The following is an 18,770-nucleotide window of genomic DNA, read 5'->3' as shown; positions in this document are numbered from 1 at the left end:
ATCTTAACTTATAATAATTCTCCAACCTTGTTTCATTCCCACCTTGTTTCATCAATCCATTTGCCTCGTGTTTCAAACCAAGTGAATGTCCAAATTCATGACCTAAAGTTAATTCGAAATCATTCCCACTCATATCATTAACATTAAGATTAATTTTCATACCGCCAATCTTGTCAACAAATCCCATTATCTTTCCCTGTTCCCCATCTTTCCCAATATTAAAATCATAGTTATTTGAATCTAATAACGTTATTTGATGTTCTTTCCCTCCACTTTTTACTGTTCCTACACTTATTTCCGCATCAACTTTTACTTTATAATATTTACTATCATAAGAAAAAGTGTTTTCTATTGTTTTTTCCGCTCTTTTTGCTGCACTCTTTTTATCATTTTTATCAAAATTAAGAGATTTCTCAGCATCTAATTTTGCGGTAAAATGAATATTCACTGTCGTTATACCTTTATTATTTCTTTGTTCTGAAATTGTTATTTCTCTGCCATCTGGGTCTATTACGGTCATTGGACTTAAACCACCATAAATATACAAGTTTAAATTTGTTGTTCTAAAAACTCCACCCATCCCAGGCAAATTATTTTTTTCATTTCCTAATACTGGTAGATATCTATCCAATATCGGATCTACGCTCTGCCACAAGCTAACCTGCGGATCATAATAGCGGGCGCCGTAATAGTAAAGACCCGTTAAATCCTGTTCTTTCCCCGTGAACTTATAACCGGGCAATTCAAGATTAACAGACTGCGGTTCCCACCAGCTTTCGCCCCATGGCGTGTATTCCACATGTTCCTGTATGGCGCCTGTGTTATCTGTTAAATACGTGTTAGAACCCAAATGGTCTGTGTGGTAGAAATATGTGTATGTAAACGTGTCGTTATTTCCTGTACCTGACGTAAGCACGCTTGCAAGCATCTGTGGGCCAAGGTATATGTTCTTTGTTATTACCGTTGCCTCACCGCTTGTGCCGTCTATTGCAACACCTGTGTACCTGTTTGGGTATTCTGTTATTGTTGTCTCTGTTCCTTCCATGTGCTTCTTTGTTACCCTTTCCCCTGCGTCATTATATTCATATTCTTCTGTCTTGTAATTTGTGCCGTCCAATGTTTCTGTGAATGATGCAAGCCTGTTTTCTTCATCCCACTGCATTGTCCTTACCTGCGTGGTCATTGTAAGCCCTGTGCAGTTGCCGTTAAAGTCATAGCTGTATGCCCTTGGCACAGCAGTAAACGTAATTACTGACGGCGCGTGCGGTTTAAGTGTATTATCTGAATTTGTAAGGCTGTTATATCCGTATTCAAGGCCATACGTAAGCCCCGGTACGTTTACCCCGCCATGCGCCACCGTCTGGTTCTTCTTTGTTATGTTGTGTATATCGTCATATTCCGTAACAACAGAATATTCCGCAAGCGTTGTGTCCGGCGTTCCTGTGGTATCCAGCAGTGTCCCTGACGAAGATGCCAGCCTGTAAAACCCGTCATACGCAAACGTCCTTGCCACTGACTGCGTGGAATTGCCTGCTGAATCGTTCATTACCATGCTCATTGTATTTGTTATTCCCAGTATATTCCCGACAGCGTCATATACATACGTAAGGCTTTGCACATCTTCTGTCCCGCTGCCGTTCTTTGTTTCAAGCAGTACCAGCCTTTGATTAGCATCATTATACGTGTATTGCGATACAAACCCGTTGCCGCTTTCCACATATTTACGCTTTCCAAACCTGTCATATAAAATGGAATCCACATACGTAACAGGCGACTGTCCTGCGGTTACCGCACTTTTTATTAGCCCGCCGGCGTCGTACCCATAATTTAACACTTCATTATCCGGGTATGTCATATTTAACATCCTGCCAAGGTTATCCCACGTGTAACTTACCGTATATGTATCGCTTGCCGCAGGCGTTACAGGCCTTGCCACCGTATCTATTGTCAAAGATACGTTCCCAAGTACGTCATACGACATTTCACGGCTTCCTGCGCCGTGCGTTATCTTCTTTACCCTGCCCGCCTTATTGCCAGCAAGATTACCCTTGTCTGTTTCCGCATCGCCGTATTCATACACAACGTTGTTTTCTGTATTAACGGGATAAACCACGGATATAAGCTGATTGTAGTTATACGTATACGTTATTGCCTGCGTCGCGCTTGCAAGATTAGGCGTTATTTTGCTTATTATATTTGACGCCGCATCATAGTTTGTCACAACTTCGCCTGTATCAGGGTTGTCTATTGCCGTCCTTCTTCCCATCATGTCATATTCCACGTTTGTCACATTGCCATTGTCATCCGTGACGCTTTTTATCTGCCCTATATCATCATATGTGTATAAAGTGACAAGGGTTTTATTTGAACTTTGCCCGTTTACTATCTGTGTTCCATATTCTTCTATCTTTAATATCTGCCCGTCCGCGTCCTTGTACGTGATTTTAGTATTCCCGTTTGCGTCAACTACAGACGTCTTTAACCTGGATGTTTCTATTCCGTAGGCAAAACCTGCCGTTGTCTGGTCAGGATTTGTTATTGTAACCGGCCTGTCAAAATCGTCATTTACAAATGTTGTCGGCGTTTCTGACGGCAGAACATAATCAAAAACGGTAAAATTGGATGTTTCAAACCTAGGATAATACTGGTGCGTTACCCTTCCCGCATTGTCAAACAATACCCTTCCCGACACAATCATACCTGACTGATACGACCCGACGCCTGACGCGACATCAGCGTCCTTTTTAACCTGTATAACCCTGTTAAGCCCGTCAGTAAATGTAAGCGTGTCTATCGTAGTGCCTGAATTTGCCATGTCCCTGTTTTTTGTCTTTGCGTATGCTGTTATGGCATTTGTGGTATTACTATTGGGATAATATTCATACTGCACGGCATATTCGCCTTCCTGCGTCTCGTTTGGACCTTTTATATTCAATATCCTGCCATGTTGATCATACCCGTATGATATTGTATTGCCGTTCATATCTGTTACGCTTGCAGGCACACCAAAGTCATAATTATAAGCAGCTAATGATTCGTATTCAAGGTTTATGTCCTCTATCCCTGTCACAAAAGCATGAGCCGCCGTATCATAAGAATACTGTAATTTAGACCTTTGCCCCTGCGCATTTTCCGGCATTTCAATTGTGCTTATATTGCCGTATGAATCATATGTTAACGCCGTTGCCTCTTCATCACTTGCAAGGCTTCCCGCCGAACAGCTTCCGCTAAGGCACTGCTTTACCCCTGTTACATTTCCGTTTGTATCATAATCTGCCACACGCTTTCTTAACAGGGTATTTCCGCTGTCTTTTATCTCTATTGAAACGGGAAGGTTTATCGCCTTTGGCTGTGCCGAAAGATCAAATGACGCAAAATTTGCCGTACCAATATTATAAACAATATCCGCTCTTACGGAATCCCCGTCTTCCGACCCCTCTTCAATGTAACTTGTTACATTACCGCAGTAATCATAACTATAGGATTTACTTTTTTCTAAAGGCCCGGCTGTGCCTTCATAGAAATATTCATTTTCGCTCTGAAGTTTTGGAAAATATGAAGTCCCGGAACCGTTTGTTCCTGTATGAACCGCTGTTGTTGTTGAATAATCTTTCATCACTTTATAATGCAGCTGCGGGCTTCCGCTTACAAAGTTATAAACCTTTTGTTCCTTTAAAAGCCCCTTTAACAAAAACCTGTCAGCATTATCAGGCAGAACATAATCGCTTTGTATTAACCTGTACCTGTCCTGATTAAGCTTTATTGTCTGTTTCATCGTTGAATAGCCAATGAATTCCCTTTCAAGCTTGTCATACTTGCCGTTTTCATATTCAAAGGTTTCTTCCCTGTCATCGCCTGCCGTGGGTGCGTCTGATAAAACGCCGTCTTTAACTGTTAACTTTGACATATTCCATTTTGAAGACGGCTGGTCATACGTATTTCCTTCCCTTTCATAATCTATTTCTATGCGGGCAGACATCGGCCTGTTTACCGCCTTTAACAGGTTTGTCCTGCCGATATTGCTGTAATCAACCAGCAGCTGCCCGGTTAAAGGGAAAGTTGAAACTTTATCCGGAAAACCGTCCCCGTTCATATCAAGAAGCATATTCTGCTGTTTATTAAGGGTCTGATTGCTGTATTTTGAATATCCGCCGCCAATACTGATAGTCGCGATTATAATTGGTATACGTATGCGCACAGTAAATCCCGCCGAAGTGCCGGCGCTTACAGAATGGCTGTCCGCAAAACTTTCATCAAGATTAATATCCCTTTCAGCGCCAAATCCATGCCCGTTATTAAAACGCACATAAGATTTTGTTGTTATAGGGTTACCGTCATCAACTATCAAATCCGGCAGGCCGTCGCCGTTTATATCAGTAAGGGTTTTGTATACCCTTGAAAACGCGATACCGCCTGACACTCCCCCGCTTGCTCCCACCCTTACCATGCCGGCATCAATGGCAACTGTGCCTGCTCCTGAAACTCCAAGTGAACCGCCTCCGCTTAAAGTCAGACTGCTGTTTATTGCCAGTTCTTTATCATCACTTAAATTCCAGCTAACCTCATTATCCATAAACGAATAACCTTTATTAAACTTTATTACCAGGCTTTTTTTATCTTCCGAAAGACGCACCCTGTCAGGCAGCCCATCGCCATTCATGTCAATTAAACTGCCTTTGGTTTCCGAAGACGCCCCGCTCATGCTTCCGGACAGCGAGCCTGACATGCTGACACCTGATTTACCATTTGAAGGCGGGCTTTGAGCGCCGTTATTAAATTCGCCGCCGCCGGACGGTGTCGCCAAAGGCGGATCAAACGCACTTCCAACGCCAAAATTTAATACCGAAGACTTTGTGAAAGACCCGGAGCTTCCGTCAAAATCAAAATCCACTTTATAATTGCTTAAACCTCCGTCAGGATAGGTATATTGCACGCCTATCTGATCTGAAACAAAATCAGGAAATCCATCGCCGTTCATATCAATAAAATCTGAAATGCATAAGCTGTCTCCGCTGGAACCAAATCCTGATACTTGAAGCCCCAAATCCTGAAGCCCCACTGATACACCGCCGCCCCATTGTTCCGACTTGCTGTTCCTGCTTACCGCAGGCACGCCGTCTCCGCCTGTCATTGCAAGAATTTCCGCCGGGCTTAATTTCTTTACATATTTATCCGCCATCCTTGAAGAACCGGCCTGGCTTGTTGATTTAAAAACATCATTTGTCGCCCTCCACATATCCGAATAATCAAAAATATTACCCTGATCAACAGGTATAGGACTGAACATAATTTGATCCATTTCATTTATTACCGTACCCTGTGCTACATTATTAAGGTATGCAAGTGTCAGTTTTGTTTCATCAAGCAATGATTCCGGGCTGTGGAAAAAATCTAAATATTCATCAAGTTCAAGTACCTCGTCAACTGTCATAGCCGGCAGCGGCGGTACCGCGCTTCCCGGAAAACCATCATTTACAATTACATCAGGTATTTCCCTAACTGCGGCATATGACCAGCCACGGTATGCGGCCGCAAAATGATCCATTGGTATATCTTCAAAATAAGGGTTTTTAGGCAAATATGAAGGTGCAACACCCGGTATATGAATTAAATTGCTGTTGTTATAACCAAATTCCGGATGTAAAGTATATTTATACGGATTAGCAACATAATCCTGATAAAAACTGTTATCAGGCTGGCTGTAATAAAAATCATTATAATAAAGGTTATTGTATGTTACCTTGCTAAACGCATTTGGTTCTTTTGAAAAACATTCCATAAATACTTTCTGCCCCGGCAGTATATCGCCTAATGCCAGGTACATTTGCGTAAAATTCATATAATTAGGGCAGCCAACTGATATTTTAGCCTTTGCAAGAAGTTCATTATAACTTTTAACCGTAAATACAAACTCTATAGGGTCACATCCGTCAATTTTCCGGAATCTTGGATTAGCGTGCAGGTTTCTTATTACAAGCTGTTTTGCCGGATCTGTTTCATTAAGCAGCAGGCATTCATAAGGCATATACGTTTCCACAGCCGTCTTTTCCGTTACTATCAGCCCGGAAATATCCTTTACAATGAACGTAAGTTCCGGATTCCATCTTACTTTTTTCATATCGTTTTCGTCCGCAGTTTCCATCCGGATTCTTAAGTGTTTTATCGGCCACATATCTTCGTCTATAATCATTGTATTATCGTACGAGGCAAAACAATCACCCGAAAGATCAGCCGGAAGATGCGCCATTTCGGTTTCAAAAGTTTCATCATCCATATTGGTTACCTTTAAAAATATCCTTATATCTGATGTGGTTGCTTCTTTTTGAATATTCCCCTTAAGTTTAAGATGAAGATCCTTGTAATCATCCGCATATACAGGATGATGAATATCATAGACATAACTGCTGTTTGACGCCGAATCAGGAACTATCATCTCAACAGGAAGATCAAGAATACTTTGCTGTATCTCATATTCAGAATTTATTACCCCGCCTTTATTCCTTGAATAAAAATAGGTATCAAAAGGCACCTTTATCGCAATTGTGTATTCCCCATCACCGTCAAGTGCGTCAGGCACATCTTCGCCTTCCGAAGATTCAATCTGCGTGTAATACATTAATGCATTACAGGTCAATGCGCTGATATCTATATTTGAGTCTACATCCGCATAAACAATAAGTTCATCATTTTTTTCAACCTGAATATCCCTGTAATACAAACCATTTTCAGGGCCCTGATTTCCCATTTTTATTTCCGCGCCCGCCTCATCAAAACCAAACACCTGGCTTCTGTCGTTATATTCATTGCCGTGATGGTTAATATGATATTCTATGCCGTTGTTTACCCTTATAATCTTTAATTCCGCATTATCCGACGTAGCCGCTGTCTTTGACAGGCTTCCGGCAAGCCTTACAGTCCCTTTATAAGGCATAAAAGTACTAATCATTCTGCTTCCGGCAAGTGTGAAATCGCTTCCGGAATTATATACCGTCTGGCTCATATAGTTGGAGTCCTGCCATGACGTCATATCCGTATTATCCACATCCGTGTAAGATATTACAGGAGACCATGTTACCCTGTCGAATTTGCCGTCATAAACCGACTGAACCCTGAAGAAAATCCTGTCCCCTGCGTTTACATGTATATTATCAGGCAGTTTGGGGGTTTCAACCTCCGCCACATTTGGATCGTGAAGGTTTCCGTCATCTTCTTCAATTCTGCATACCCACAGCTGCTGAGCGGTTAAAGCGGTGCCGCTTCCGCTGTTTTGCTGTATTGTTACCCTTACACCATCCGCAAATGTATACCCTGTAATTGTAATTGCCGCAATATCTTCCTGCAAAAGCCCTACAGGCGCGTTAATTGAAATAGTCCCGGAATATGGCGCTTCCCATTTCATAACGGTTGCCGCCAAAGGCGAATCACGAAGGTCGCTTTTATATTTTTCTCTTGCAAGCATTTTTAGATATTCAAGGTCAACCCCGTCACCTAAACCCATTTCCACTTCAGTATACTTTGATTGTTTGTTATATAAAAGCCTGTTGTTTTGCACGTCCCTGAATCCAAACACAACCCTTCCCTCGTCTATCAGATCGGGTATACGGTCGGCATTGACATCCATAATATATTTATCCTGCTGTATCTCCACATTCGTTTTATTTACAGAAGCCCCTGCCAAACCTTCCACTACAGATATACCGCCGCCTATCATCTTTGCCTTTGAGTTTTCATTTGTTATAAGTTTAATAGGATTTAAAACTCCTATTTCATCAAGGTTAAAACTTTTCATCTCTCTGGTCTCTGATGCAAAGTCACCTTCAGTCTTGTATAAATTCGGTTTCCAGTAAAAATCCCCGTCATCACCACTGCCTTTTATTACCTGGTCAGGAAGGCCGTCCCCGTCCATATCCATTAAATTATATGCCGTGTGCCCGCTTCCGTTGGTATAACCCCAGTTTACATTTATTCTAAAATAAGGCTCTAATCCGCCTTCAACATTATAATTTTCCCCGCCGCTCTTGGATATATTTGAACTTATTGCCGAAGGACCGTCTGGAATATCCAATCCCAATATATCTATAGTTTCTGTATTAGAAATACCAGCTGTCCATGCCGTGTTCGTCCCCCTGAACAGTTTACTGTCGCTGCCATCATAAATATCATTATAGTATTCAAACGTATGCCCTTGGTCCGTGATTTTATTGTTGTCCGATCCATATTGTTCTATGCCGGCAAGATGTTCTTTGTATAACACCCCATTAGCATATGTAAACACGTATTTCTTTACCGTTTTATCCGCGCTGTCTTTATCATTTATTATTTTTATCTCTGTAAGTTTTCTTATATAATTCCGTAAAAATCCCGCCCTGCCGTCAGTTTTCCTGTTAACCTTTTCCCCATAAACAAACTGTATTTTGTATATGCCATTATACAAAATGTAATCAGGAAGAAGCTCTTTTTCCGCCAAATAGGTGCTGTTGTAGAAATATTCTATCTTATTCCCGTTTTTATCTTCTGTTTCTGTCAGCGCCCACATAAATGTATTGCCGTTGTCGGACGAAAGCCTTGAATTTGATGTATAACCATACGTGTTTTTTGTCCCGTTTTTATCCAGCACTTCCCAGTAATAACTGTTGGGTGAATTTGTACTTGCATCCTGCACTATTCTTTCTATTCTCTGAAATTTTCCTTCCACCCTTGCAAAAAACCTTTTGCTGGTCTCTCCATAAATCCTCTCCGCAAACTGCTTGTTCCTTGCAAACGGGACAAGCTGTTCGCCTTCCAAAAGATACGATTCCGTCTCTCTATTATGAGTATATCTGGGAACCCCAAACCTTGTATCACATGATATTGCCCTTACCGGCATATCCCAGCCATATCCCAACAATCCGTCCCCACCGCTTGAATTATATGATATAACTAATTCCGGCTGTAACCCCTGCCTTCCCGGCGGTACATCTATCCTAAAATTTAATACCGCATCACCTTTATTATTCGGCTGAGGCGGCTCTATCATTGTAATACCGGTTCCCGGAAGCGCAGCTTTTAAGTCTTTTATCTGATTAGGATTAAAACTTTGTACCTGCTGGTGTTCCGGCACTACAATTACAGCATTTATAAAATCAGTAAAATGGTCTGTAAGCGCCACAGAATCCTGCGTGTCTTTGTCAATTTTTTCCATTTCCACAGGAACCCATCTGTTTATTTTATCGTTATAGTAATACGTCTTTACATCACTTTCTGTTTTACCGGCCGGTATCTTTTTTTTATCATAAGGCAGGCGCATCTTTATCTTATTTTTAAACTTTGTCCCGTGCGGAAGGAACCTGAATGCTTTTTTGCCTTTTCCTGTTACGTTTACCATCCCCATATCCATAGGCGCTATGTCATTACCATCAAGCTCTAAAACCTGTATACTGGTGCCTTTATCGCTGTCTTCCATATCCATTTCAATCTCAATATTCTTTATCTTAAATTTCTTTTTACCGGTGCCTTTTACGCCAAAGCCATACGTAACATCTTCGTCCCCGTTTTGTACCACCTGCCCGTTTTCATCCACATAATACCCCTGTGGTGCAGTCAGATAGACTTTTGTCTTTACCTTATCCCCGTCAGGGTATAATACCGTGACATCGACGCTCCATGGCATTGCGTCGGCCTGGCTTTCAAGGCCAACATCCTCTTTGCTGACTATAGCGCCAAAGACGCCGTCTTTAAGTGAAGCAACTACCGGCCCTACAAGCACCTGTGCGTTGCCTGACCCATTATCCATAACAGGAATATACCCGGTTATATACGCGGAACGGCCGTAATACTGCCCGTTATCCGGATATGTAATATTAATGCCTTTTGCGCGGGCAGCGCCAACGCCGGAGCTTTTTACCATAAGTTCTGATATAGCACCTTTGCCCTCTTCTGCAAGTTCCATCTTTATTTTATAGCTGCTGTAATTATTTATATTTTTAAGTTCTATTGTATTCCAGCCTGTTGTCAATGACGCCGCGTTAACTGTCGCGGATACTAAATCTTCAACCTGATTATTTACACCAAACACAGCAAGTGTTCCGGCAAAATTTTCTGTTATGTTTAAAAGAAGGGCTTCTGCCTGCGCAGGGCGGTTTAATGTGAATTCTATTGTTTCGGATTTTAAAGCGGGTTTGAATGCAGTTGAATTGTCCCCGTCTGACAAATTAGATACAGTTGTATTATCTGAACTTACTTTTATTACATTATTAACACCCGCATCTGTTTCAACCATTAAATACAGATTCTTAATGTCATATCCTGCTGCTGCACCCGCAGGTAATGAAAACCGTATCTCGTTTGCCCCGTTTACAAGAATATCCGGGTTTATTGGTTCTGCCTGAAACGCCCATTCAGATGTTCCCGGCATTGGCCATGACTTTTTAACGCCCTTGCCGTTTATTACCTTTTCCGTGGAAATAAATCCCGCAAAACCTTTAAGTTCATATACAAGCCATGCTTTATTAATATCAGAAGTGTTAAATGAATTGTTAACTGTAAAGACCGCTTCTTTTACAGTTGTCTTGTCTTTTACCCTTTCAACAACCACCGACGCTTCTGCCGGTGATGTTGCTGTCTTTTTTGTGTATGTGGGCGCGTTTTCTGTGTCCGCAAGATAAAATAATGACGTGCCGTTTTTAATGTTCGCGCGGGTTCCCTGCGCCCAGAATTCAATTTCCGCAATCCCGGCAGATGTTCCGGCAACAGGTTCCGTTTCCAGTTTGAATGACTTTGCGGATACATCCCCGTTTACGTCATATACATTCCACGAATCTGAAGCATTGCTTAAATTAATATTTTCCAGGTTATTTACCTTTACCCATGTGTCTTCTGACTTTAAATAGGATAAAGTAATTTTGTGTGAGGCTTTGCCGTAAACTTTTATATGCTTAAGTTTTATTTCTTTATCAAATATAATCAGCGATGAAGATTCTGCCGAAGGGTTATATATAGAAAGGGTGTTTTTATCCAGAAGTTTTGCGGAAGACGAAGGTTCATAAAGTACAGGGCTTACACGGATTGTATCCGATACAACAGCCCCCGCAGTTATAGCATATACAATGGCGCCAAGCCCCGCTATTATTAAAGCTATTATTATAGAAGATAGAAAACGGTTATATCTGACATTAAACATTATTCCCTCCCACATTGTGTATATTATGTTTCCCCGTGTTTCCCCGCGAAACATTTAAAACATTTGCCATTATCCACATTTACGCAAATATGTCAAATATAATATTTTGAAAGTACTTTTTCACAGGAAATATTATATCAGGATTTTACTAGAAAAAAACTGCAAGCAACTATTTTATGGTTAGTTTTTCCTTTTCGCTTTGGCAGATGCGGGTCTTCAGCCCGCGCATTTTTATTATATTTTAAATTCAACTACCGCACCTTAAAAGGTGCGCCTACCAAACCCAGATCAAAATCAACTACCGCGGATAATCCCAACTGATTTTTGTTATAGATTCGGTATTAAAGACCCGCGTCTACCACAACAAGAACTTAAGCATTAAAACCTAAGATACGATTTTCACGTCTTTATATAAAAATAAAAAAGGCGGGGCTTTTTGGCCCCGCCTTTTTTTTATTTCAGCGGTTACTTATCCGCTTTTATTTCCTATTACCTTCCAAGCTGTACCAGTGTGTCAAGCATGTCAGAGGATGTTGTTACTATCCTTGCGTTTGATTCAAAGCCCCTCTGAGCGATAATCATGTTTGTCAGTTCAACTGACAGGTCAACGTTGGAAGCTTCCAGCGCTGCGCCTGTTGTTGTTCCAAGCCCTGCGTTACCTGCTGTTGAAACCTGTGCAAGTCCGCTGTTGGCTGACTGCATAAACATTGTTCCTGCAGCCTTTTCAAGGCCGGCAGGGTTTGCAAAGTTAGCAACCGCAAGCTGTGCCATTGTGATAATCTGGTTGTTAGAGAAGCTGCAGTTGATACCGCCTGTCTGGTCAATTGAAACGCCTGTAAGTGTTCCTTCGCTGTATCCATCAACAAACGATGTGTAAATTGTCTGCTTTGGAATGTAAAGGCCGGTTGAAACATCATATGTACCCGAACCATAATCTCCTGTAACGCCATCACGTAAACCATCACCAGTTGCTGACATACCATTATCTGTACCAATATTTACTGATATTACCTGCGGCGCATAAGCACCATTCGTCGGATTAAGAGTGATTATAGCATTTTCCGTAGGCAAACCACCAGCTCCATTGTCAAGAAGAGATCCATCCTGATCAAATGTTATCGGTCCTGAATTGCCAACAATAGGTGCTGTTCCGTTTGCTATTGTCATTGTAGGATCAGTCGTATCATACGCCGTCCAGGTCCAACTTGCAGGACCTATTGTGATATCTGCTGTCTGTGTCCAATAGAAAGTTATCTGCCTTGCAGTACCAAGAGAGTCATACACAGTTGCAGTTGAAACCGCATCAGGTGTATAGCCTGCTAAAGGATAACCACCAGCAGGATCACCGACTGTATTCATCGGAGTATTACAGTCAAGATTACCCTTAATAATGATTCCCAACTGTTTATCAAGCGGGCTATAGTCATTACTGTTAGATGTCATCCTTGGCCCAATTACCATATTCTGCGGTATTTTAATGCTTGTGTAAGGCTGGTTTGTATCAAGAACAGATGTATACGGAGGTACTGCAGCAGCATCAAAAGTAAACTCTCTCTGCCATCCCTGAACAAGCCCGCCGCTTGATGTTGTAAGGTTTCCGTCATTGTCAAAGTTGAAGTTTCCGGCGCGTGTATAGAAAGTTGCGTCGCCTGATTCAACAACAAAGAAACCCGCTCCGTCTATTGCAACGTCTGTCGCGTTTCCTGTTGTCTGGATAGCACCCTGTGTCATGATTGTGTCAATTGAACCAAGTGTGGATCCAAGACCCTGCTGTTTAGGATTGATACCGCCAAGGTTTGCGCTGTTGTTAGAACCTGACGCGGAACCAAGGGACTGCGAAATTGCTTCTTTGAATGTTACCCTTCCCATCTTAAAGCCTACGGTGTTAACGTTAGAGATGTTGTTTCCAATTACGTTCATCCAGGATGTGTGGTTCTTAAGGCCTGAGATTGAAGAAAAAAGTGATCCCATCATGATAGTTCGCCTCCGAAAATTTTTTTCCGGCGCATTCGGCGCCGATTTTCGGCCCCCGCTTCACCTAAGTGAAGAAGTCCGGCCGTCTTTCTGTTGCGTTTTTAGGCAATTACCGCGCTGTCTATATTGGTAAACACATTTTCCTGCATGCCTGCCCTGTCAACAGCGGTTATTACAGTGTTGTTCTTAACGCTTACTATCAGGGAGAAGTTCTCAAATACCATAAGCGTTTCGTTTGCTCCCTTTTCTTTTGCCTTTCCAATAGCGTTTTTCAGCCTTTGCATCGTTTCAGGCGTAAGTTCTATGTTGCGTGACTGGAGCCTTTTTTCCGCGTGTGAGGAGAATTTAACTTCTTCCTGCTCCGCGACTTTTGTTTCAAGAACCTGCTTAAAACTCTGTGAAGGCTGTACCGGCGCTTTGGAAATACCCTGCTGAAGCTTCTGAGCTTCCTGCAGCTGTGACAGTTTTTGCAACTGTGTGTTAATATTCACCATGGTACATACCTCCTTTTTACGCCGTTATTTCTGATACATCTGATAACTGGTACTGTACTCCGTTGACAACAAGCATGGGCTGTCCGTCAACAAACTTGATTGAACTTACATTTCCGGAAATCTGTCCTGCGTCCGTGTTTACAACCACGTTCTTACCGATTAAAGATGCTGCCTGTGACGTGTTCTGCATCAGCATGAGAGAAATGATATTTGTGTTTAAAGAACTTATCGATTTCTCAAACGTGCTGTTCAGATTTGTCATCTGTTCCAGTGACGAGAACTGAGCCATATCCGCGACAAAAGATTCATCTTTCACGGGATTGGTCGGATCCTGGTACTTTAACTTTGTGATAAGCATGTTAAGAAAGTCCAGTTTTCCCATTTCCGCGTTCGGATTGTTAAGCTGATCCGTGAACACATTTGTCGTGCTTGTATTCGTTACACCGGTAACTGCCATTTGTATGCGCCTCCTTTCTTATGCTAAAAGATTTACAACACCGGTTCCATTATCAGAGGATACCGGCTTATTATTTTCCGCTTCCGCGGCATTTTTTAACATGTTGGTTTCCGGTTTAACATACGCCGGAGCCTGCCTGAAATTACCGTTGCCATACGCGCTTTCACTGTTATTCATAACAGTAATATTCATATTGGCAACTTCAATACCTTTATTTTCAAGGGAAGTCCTAAGTTCCGCAAGGCCCGCTTTAAGCGTTTCTTTTACTTCCGCGTTTGCCACCTGAATCATCGCCTTAACTGTCCTGCCTTCGCTTTCAAGCCTTATTGTGACATTGCCAAGATTTTCCGGTTTTAAATCAATCTTAATAACTGTCTTCTCTGAAACCGAAGGCAACTTGTCAATATTTTCTGTTAACTGTTTAATAACAAGCGTTTCTTTTGTTTTGTTTGATACATCCGCTATATTTTCAAACATTAAGTTTTTTGCAACTTTAACGGTTTCAATTTCATTTTTTACTTTAATCATGGAATTGTCCACAAGCCACTTAACATCTTCTTTTACCTTTGCTTCCACTTCCTGCTTTGTCACGCCCGGCATTAACCTGATTTCAGGTTTTGCCTTTACCTCTGCTGCCGGCGCCTGCTGTGCGGTAACTGCCGGTGCTGATTTCTGTTCAATATTAACCTGCTGCGCTGCAGCCGAAACTGCCGGCTTTTCAGCGCTAATATTTGCCTTAACTTCCGGCATTAATACCTGCTGACTTACAGGTGCAGGCGCGGGCGCGGGTGTATTTTTTACAGCTGCCGCAGACTGTTTAATTACCTGCAGTTCGCCGTTCATTTCATTAATAAGGTTTATTATCTTGCTTACAGCTTCTTTTACCTGCGATGTGGCTTCTTTTACCGCTGTCAGCTGTTCATTATTACCTTCAAAAGGCACTGCAATTGTTACTGTCCTTACTTTTGAATCCTGCGCCGTATATAAAATATTCTGGTTTACCGGGTTCTGTGTAACTGCCGGTTTTGCTTCTTTATTTATATCCGCCTGAACCATAACCGGTGTTACAGGCGCTTTTGTGTCTGCCTGCGGTTTAACATCTGTCTTCTGTCCGGCCAAAGCAGACGCAGCCTGCACCACAGGAACTGCAGCGGCGTCAGCCGCCATTACTATTACATTTACCGCCTGTGTCATCTGTTTGGATGTATAATCTGCAAGCCTGCCGGGTGTCATTGGAAGCTGAACCGTCTTTGATTCAGACGCTGCCGCGTTTACAACAGGCTGAACCGCCATTGAAGAAATTTTTGCTATTTCGACCATTCCGGCCTGAAATAAAACCAGGCTGTTTATATCAGGCGTTATGTTTGAAGGCGCCTGAATTTCATTTTTTAGGCCTTCAAACTTTTCTGTTATAAAAGAACCTAATGCCGCCCTTAAATCATCAACTGCCTGTTTGATATTTAATGTTGTTTCCTTAAGTTTTGGCGTAAGCGGTATTTCTACCGTAGCCGGCGCTTTAACGGGAGGTACATTATTTTTTGGTGTTTTCACGCCGCTTAAAGCTGAAGTATCCGAATCAGTCTGAAGTTTGTTTAACGGCTGTACTGCAGCCGGATTAAATTCGCCGGATGATTTTATGGAAGTTTCATTTACTGCGGGATTTGGCTGTTTTGAACCGTTTTCCGCGGCCGCAATTTCCGGTTTAAGGGAGGATGAAATCTGTTTTGCGGCTACTTCTATTAAAGCAACTTTCACGGCGTTTATGAATAATTCTTTCTGTTCCGCGTTTAAGGACAATTTTTCTGCAACCGCAAGCACAACCGGGTTTGAAGCTAATATTTCTTTTGGCTGAGCCGCAAGTTTAACAAGATCGCCTGACATATCAAGCGAGGCAACAGCTGTATATACGGCTGTTTTAAGGTTGGTGTTTGCATCAAGAAGTGAAGTAACTGCAGTTTTCTGTGCTTCAAAAGATTCTGTGTTGGTATTTGAAATAAGGCCGGTAACAAAAAGCCTGAACGAAGCTGCCTGTTCCTGCGTGGCGATGTTATTATTGGCAAGCGGTGTACCATTAGGAGAAACACCCTGTGCCTGCATGGGCATACCTGTCATGTTTAAAGAAAGCATTGACAAATTTAGATTGACCACAATTTCCTCCTGGTTGCGTTTAGCTAACCGGCGGCCCCCCTTGCGGTCCGGGCCATTGTGCCGGTGGAATATTCAATTCCACGCTAAAAACAAAAAACTAAAACCTTGTTTCAAAGTAATTCTACACTTTTAAACTTATTTTGTCAAATTCTTTTTTTCTAAACCGTGTGCTGTTCTTTCCTGTTAAACTTGGTTATTGCTATTTCATCCAGGTCTTTCTGTTCATTGTAAAGAACCGCCTGTTTAAACAGCTTAAAATCACGTTCTTTTAACTTTTCAAAGGTCTTTCTTTCCCTGCTTGCCTCTACCACTTCCTTACGTTTTATATCGGCCTGTTTTTCCAAATCTTTAATTTTATTTTCTGTCTGGTCTATCTTTAAAAGAAGCATATTTAAATGCTGTTCAAAATATATAAGCCTGGCAACATTTAAAGAACCTTCATTTTCAAGATTCTTTTCTTTTATTTTCTGCGACCTTTTATTTTTTGTTTCCTGAAGAATCTTTTCCTGTTCTATTTTAAGCCCGGTGATGTGCATAAGCTGGCGCTTTAATTCTTCTTCTTTTCTCTCTTTTACCTTTAAAACAGTTTCAAGCCTGAAGCTGAATTTTTTCATAGCTCAGCCGCGCTAAACAAAAAGTTCCATAAGCCGGTTTACGGTCTGAGTATAATCTGTTTTCTCTTCTATTCCCTGTATAAGAAACTGCCTTACGTTTGCTATTTTTTTAAGGGCGTAATCTATCTGCGGGTTGCTTCCTTCCACGTACGCGCCGATATTTATCAGGTCTTCCGCGTTTTTATAAATGGACAATACTTCCTTTAATTTTGAAGCTGCCTTGCGGTGTTTATCATCGGTAATATCTATCATACAACGGCTGACAGATTCTAAAAGATCAACCGGCGGATAATGGCTTTGTGCTGCCAGCGCCCTTGATAAAACTATATGCCCGTCAAGAATAGCCCTTACATGGTCAGATATTGGTTCATTCATGTCATCCGCTTCAACAAGCACTGTATATAATCCTGTGATGGAACCTTTATGCGCTGTAGTACCCGCCCTTTCAAGCAGTTTTGGAAGAAGCGCGAAAACAGACGGCGTGTATCCTTTTGTTGTGGGTGGTTCGCCTATGGCAAGCCCTATTTCACGCTGCGCCATTGCAAACCTTGTCACTGAATCCATCATCAGCATTACATTGTAGCCTTTGTCCCTGAAATATTCCGCAATTGAAGTTGCCACAAAAGCTCCCATTCTTCTTATTAAAGCGGGCTGGTCTGACGTGGCGGCTATGACAACAGACCTTTTTAAGCCTTCAATACCAAGGTCTTTTTCTATGAAGTCCCTGACTTCCCTTCCTCTTTCACCTATAAGGGCTATTACATTTATATCCGCGTTTGTGTTTCTTGCAATCATTCCAAGCGCCGTACTTTTACCGACACCGGAACCCGCAAAGATACCCATCCTTTGCCCTTTGCCCACGGTTAAAGCCGCGTCAATAGAACGTATGCCCATAGCCACGGGCTCATTAATTTTTTTTCTGTTTAAGGGGTCAGAAGGTGTGTTATAAGCGGAGTAAAATTCTTTTGTTTTAACCGGCCCTTTATCATCAAGCGGCCTGCCAAGCCCGTCTAAAACCCTTCCCAGCAGGCAGTCGCCCACAGCCACTTTGAATTCTTCTTCGGATGAAATTACCATGGCGCCCGGCCCTATTCCGTGAAGGTCGCCAAGGGGCATTAATAAAGCTTTGTCTTCCCTGAATCCGACAATTTCGGCAATAACTTCAGTTTCTTCGTTACGTGAGATTATTCTGCACAGTTCCCCGATAGAACCGCGGAGGCCGGAAACTTCCACAACAAGGCCTACTATCTGCGTGACTTTGCCGCATGTTTTAAGGGTTTCAATTTTACGGAGTTTATCCTGATATTTTTTCAGGTCGATTCCCATAGGTTATTCCCCCAGGGAAAGTTTCTTTTTAATTTCCCCAAACTGATAATTGATATCAGTGTCTATTATTTCGTTTTTTGATTCCAGCCTGCATTCGCCCTGCTCCAGCATTTCATCAGGTACTATCCGAAGCGTTCCCACAATATCAGCCAGTTCCGTGAATTCCGCCCTGTGTGACTTTATCACTTCAATATCTTCCGGGTGGCAATAAACGGTAATTTTTTCTTTGTCTTCAAGTTTTAAAAGCGCCTCTTTAACAAAACCTTTTACCACTTCTTTGTTTGTCTTAAGTTCACCGTTAACGACTTTTTTTGCAATATCCACGGATAACGCAACAATGTCATCTTCTGAGTTTTTTATAATTTTAACTTTTTCAGACAGCGCCTGCGCCGTGATATTTTCCATGGTTTCAATAAGGGATGAGTATTTCTTTGAAACTTCTTCTTTTCCTTTTTCTATACCTTCATAATAACCTTTATCAAAACCTTCGTCATGGCCCTGTTTTGACTTTAATTCTTTAAGTTCTTCAGATTCTTTTACAGCAGTTTCAATTATTCCGCGCGCCTGAATTTCAGCCTGACCCGCGGCGTTTTCAATCT

The 18,770-nt window shown here is 42.0% G+C and carries 8 protein-coding genes; all 8 read right to left on the bottom strand.

All coding sequences use genetic code 11. The features are described from left to right. The coding region (locus JXR81_07305) for a hypothetical protein (protein ID MBN2754658.1) at positions 1-11,158 on the bottom strand (11,158 nt) is incomplete at its 3' end. Positions 11,159-11,647: 489 nt separating this feature from the next. After that, a complete protein-coding gene (locus tag JXR81_07300) occupies positions 11,648-13,132 on the bottom strand; it encodes a flagellar hook protein FlgE (GenBank protein ID MBN2754657.1) in 1,485 nt (494 codons plus the stop codon). 101 nt (positions 13,133-13,233) lie between these two features. Continuing rightward, positions 13,234-13,626, bottom strand: a complete 393-nt coding sequence (locus JXR81_07295; GenBank protein ID MBN2754656.1) for a flagellar protein — start codon at positions 13,624-13,626, stop codon at positions 13,234-13,236. 16 nt (positions 13,627-13,642) lie between these two features. Continuing rightward, positions 13,643-14,083 (bottom strand): hypothetical protein, encoded by a 441-nt coding sequence (locus JXR81_07290; protein ID MBN2754655.1) that lies wholly within the window; start codon positions 14,081-14,083, stop codon positions 13,643-13,645. A gap of 18 nt (positions 14,084-14,101) precedes the next feature. Further along, entirely contained in the window at positions 14,102-16,231 is a 2,130-nt protein-coding gene (locus JXR81_07285) for a flagellar hook-length control protein FliK (GenBank protein MBN2754654.1), read from the bottom strand. Between the two features lie 158 nt (positions 16,232-16,389). Beyond that, a complete protein-coding gene (gene fliJ / locus JXR81_07280; GenBank protein MBN2754653.1) occupies positions 16,390-16,845 on the bottom strand; it encodes a flagellar export protein FliJ in 456 nt (151 codons plus the stop codon). A 12-nt stretch (positions 16,846-16,857) separates the two neighbouring features. Next, complete coding sequence (gene fliI, locus JXR81_07275) at positions 16,858-18,171, bottom strand: flagellar protein export ATPase FliI (GenBank protein ID MBN2754652.1); 1,314 nt, start codon at positions 18,169-18,171, stop codon at positions 16,858-16,860. A 3-nt stretch (positions 18,172-18,174) separates the two neighbouring features. Continuing rightward, positions 18,175-18,770 (bottom strand): hypothetical protein (locus tag JXR81_07270; GenBank protein ID MBN2754651.1); only part of this gene is annotated, 596 nt, incomplete at its 5' end.

The sequence above is a fragment of the Candidatus Goldiibacteriota bacterium genome, assembly GCA_016937715.1.
GTDB lineage: Bacteria > Oederibacteriota > PGYV01 > PGYV01 > PGYV01 > PGYV01.
This window is presented reverse-complemented; position numbering and strand designations above follow the sequence as displayed.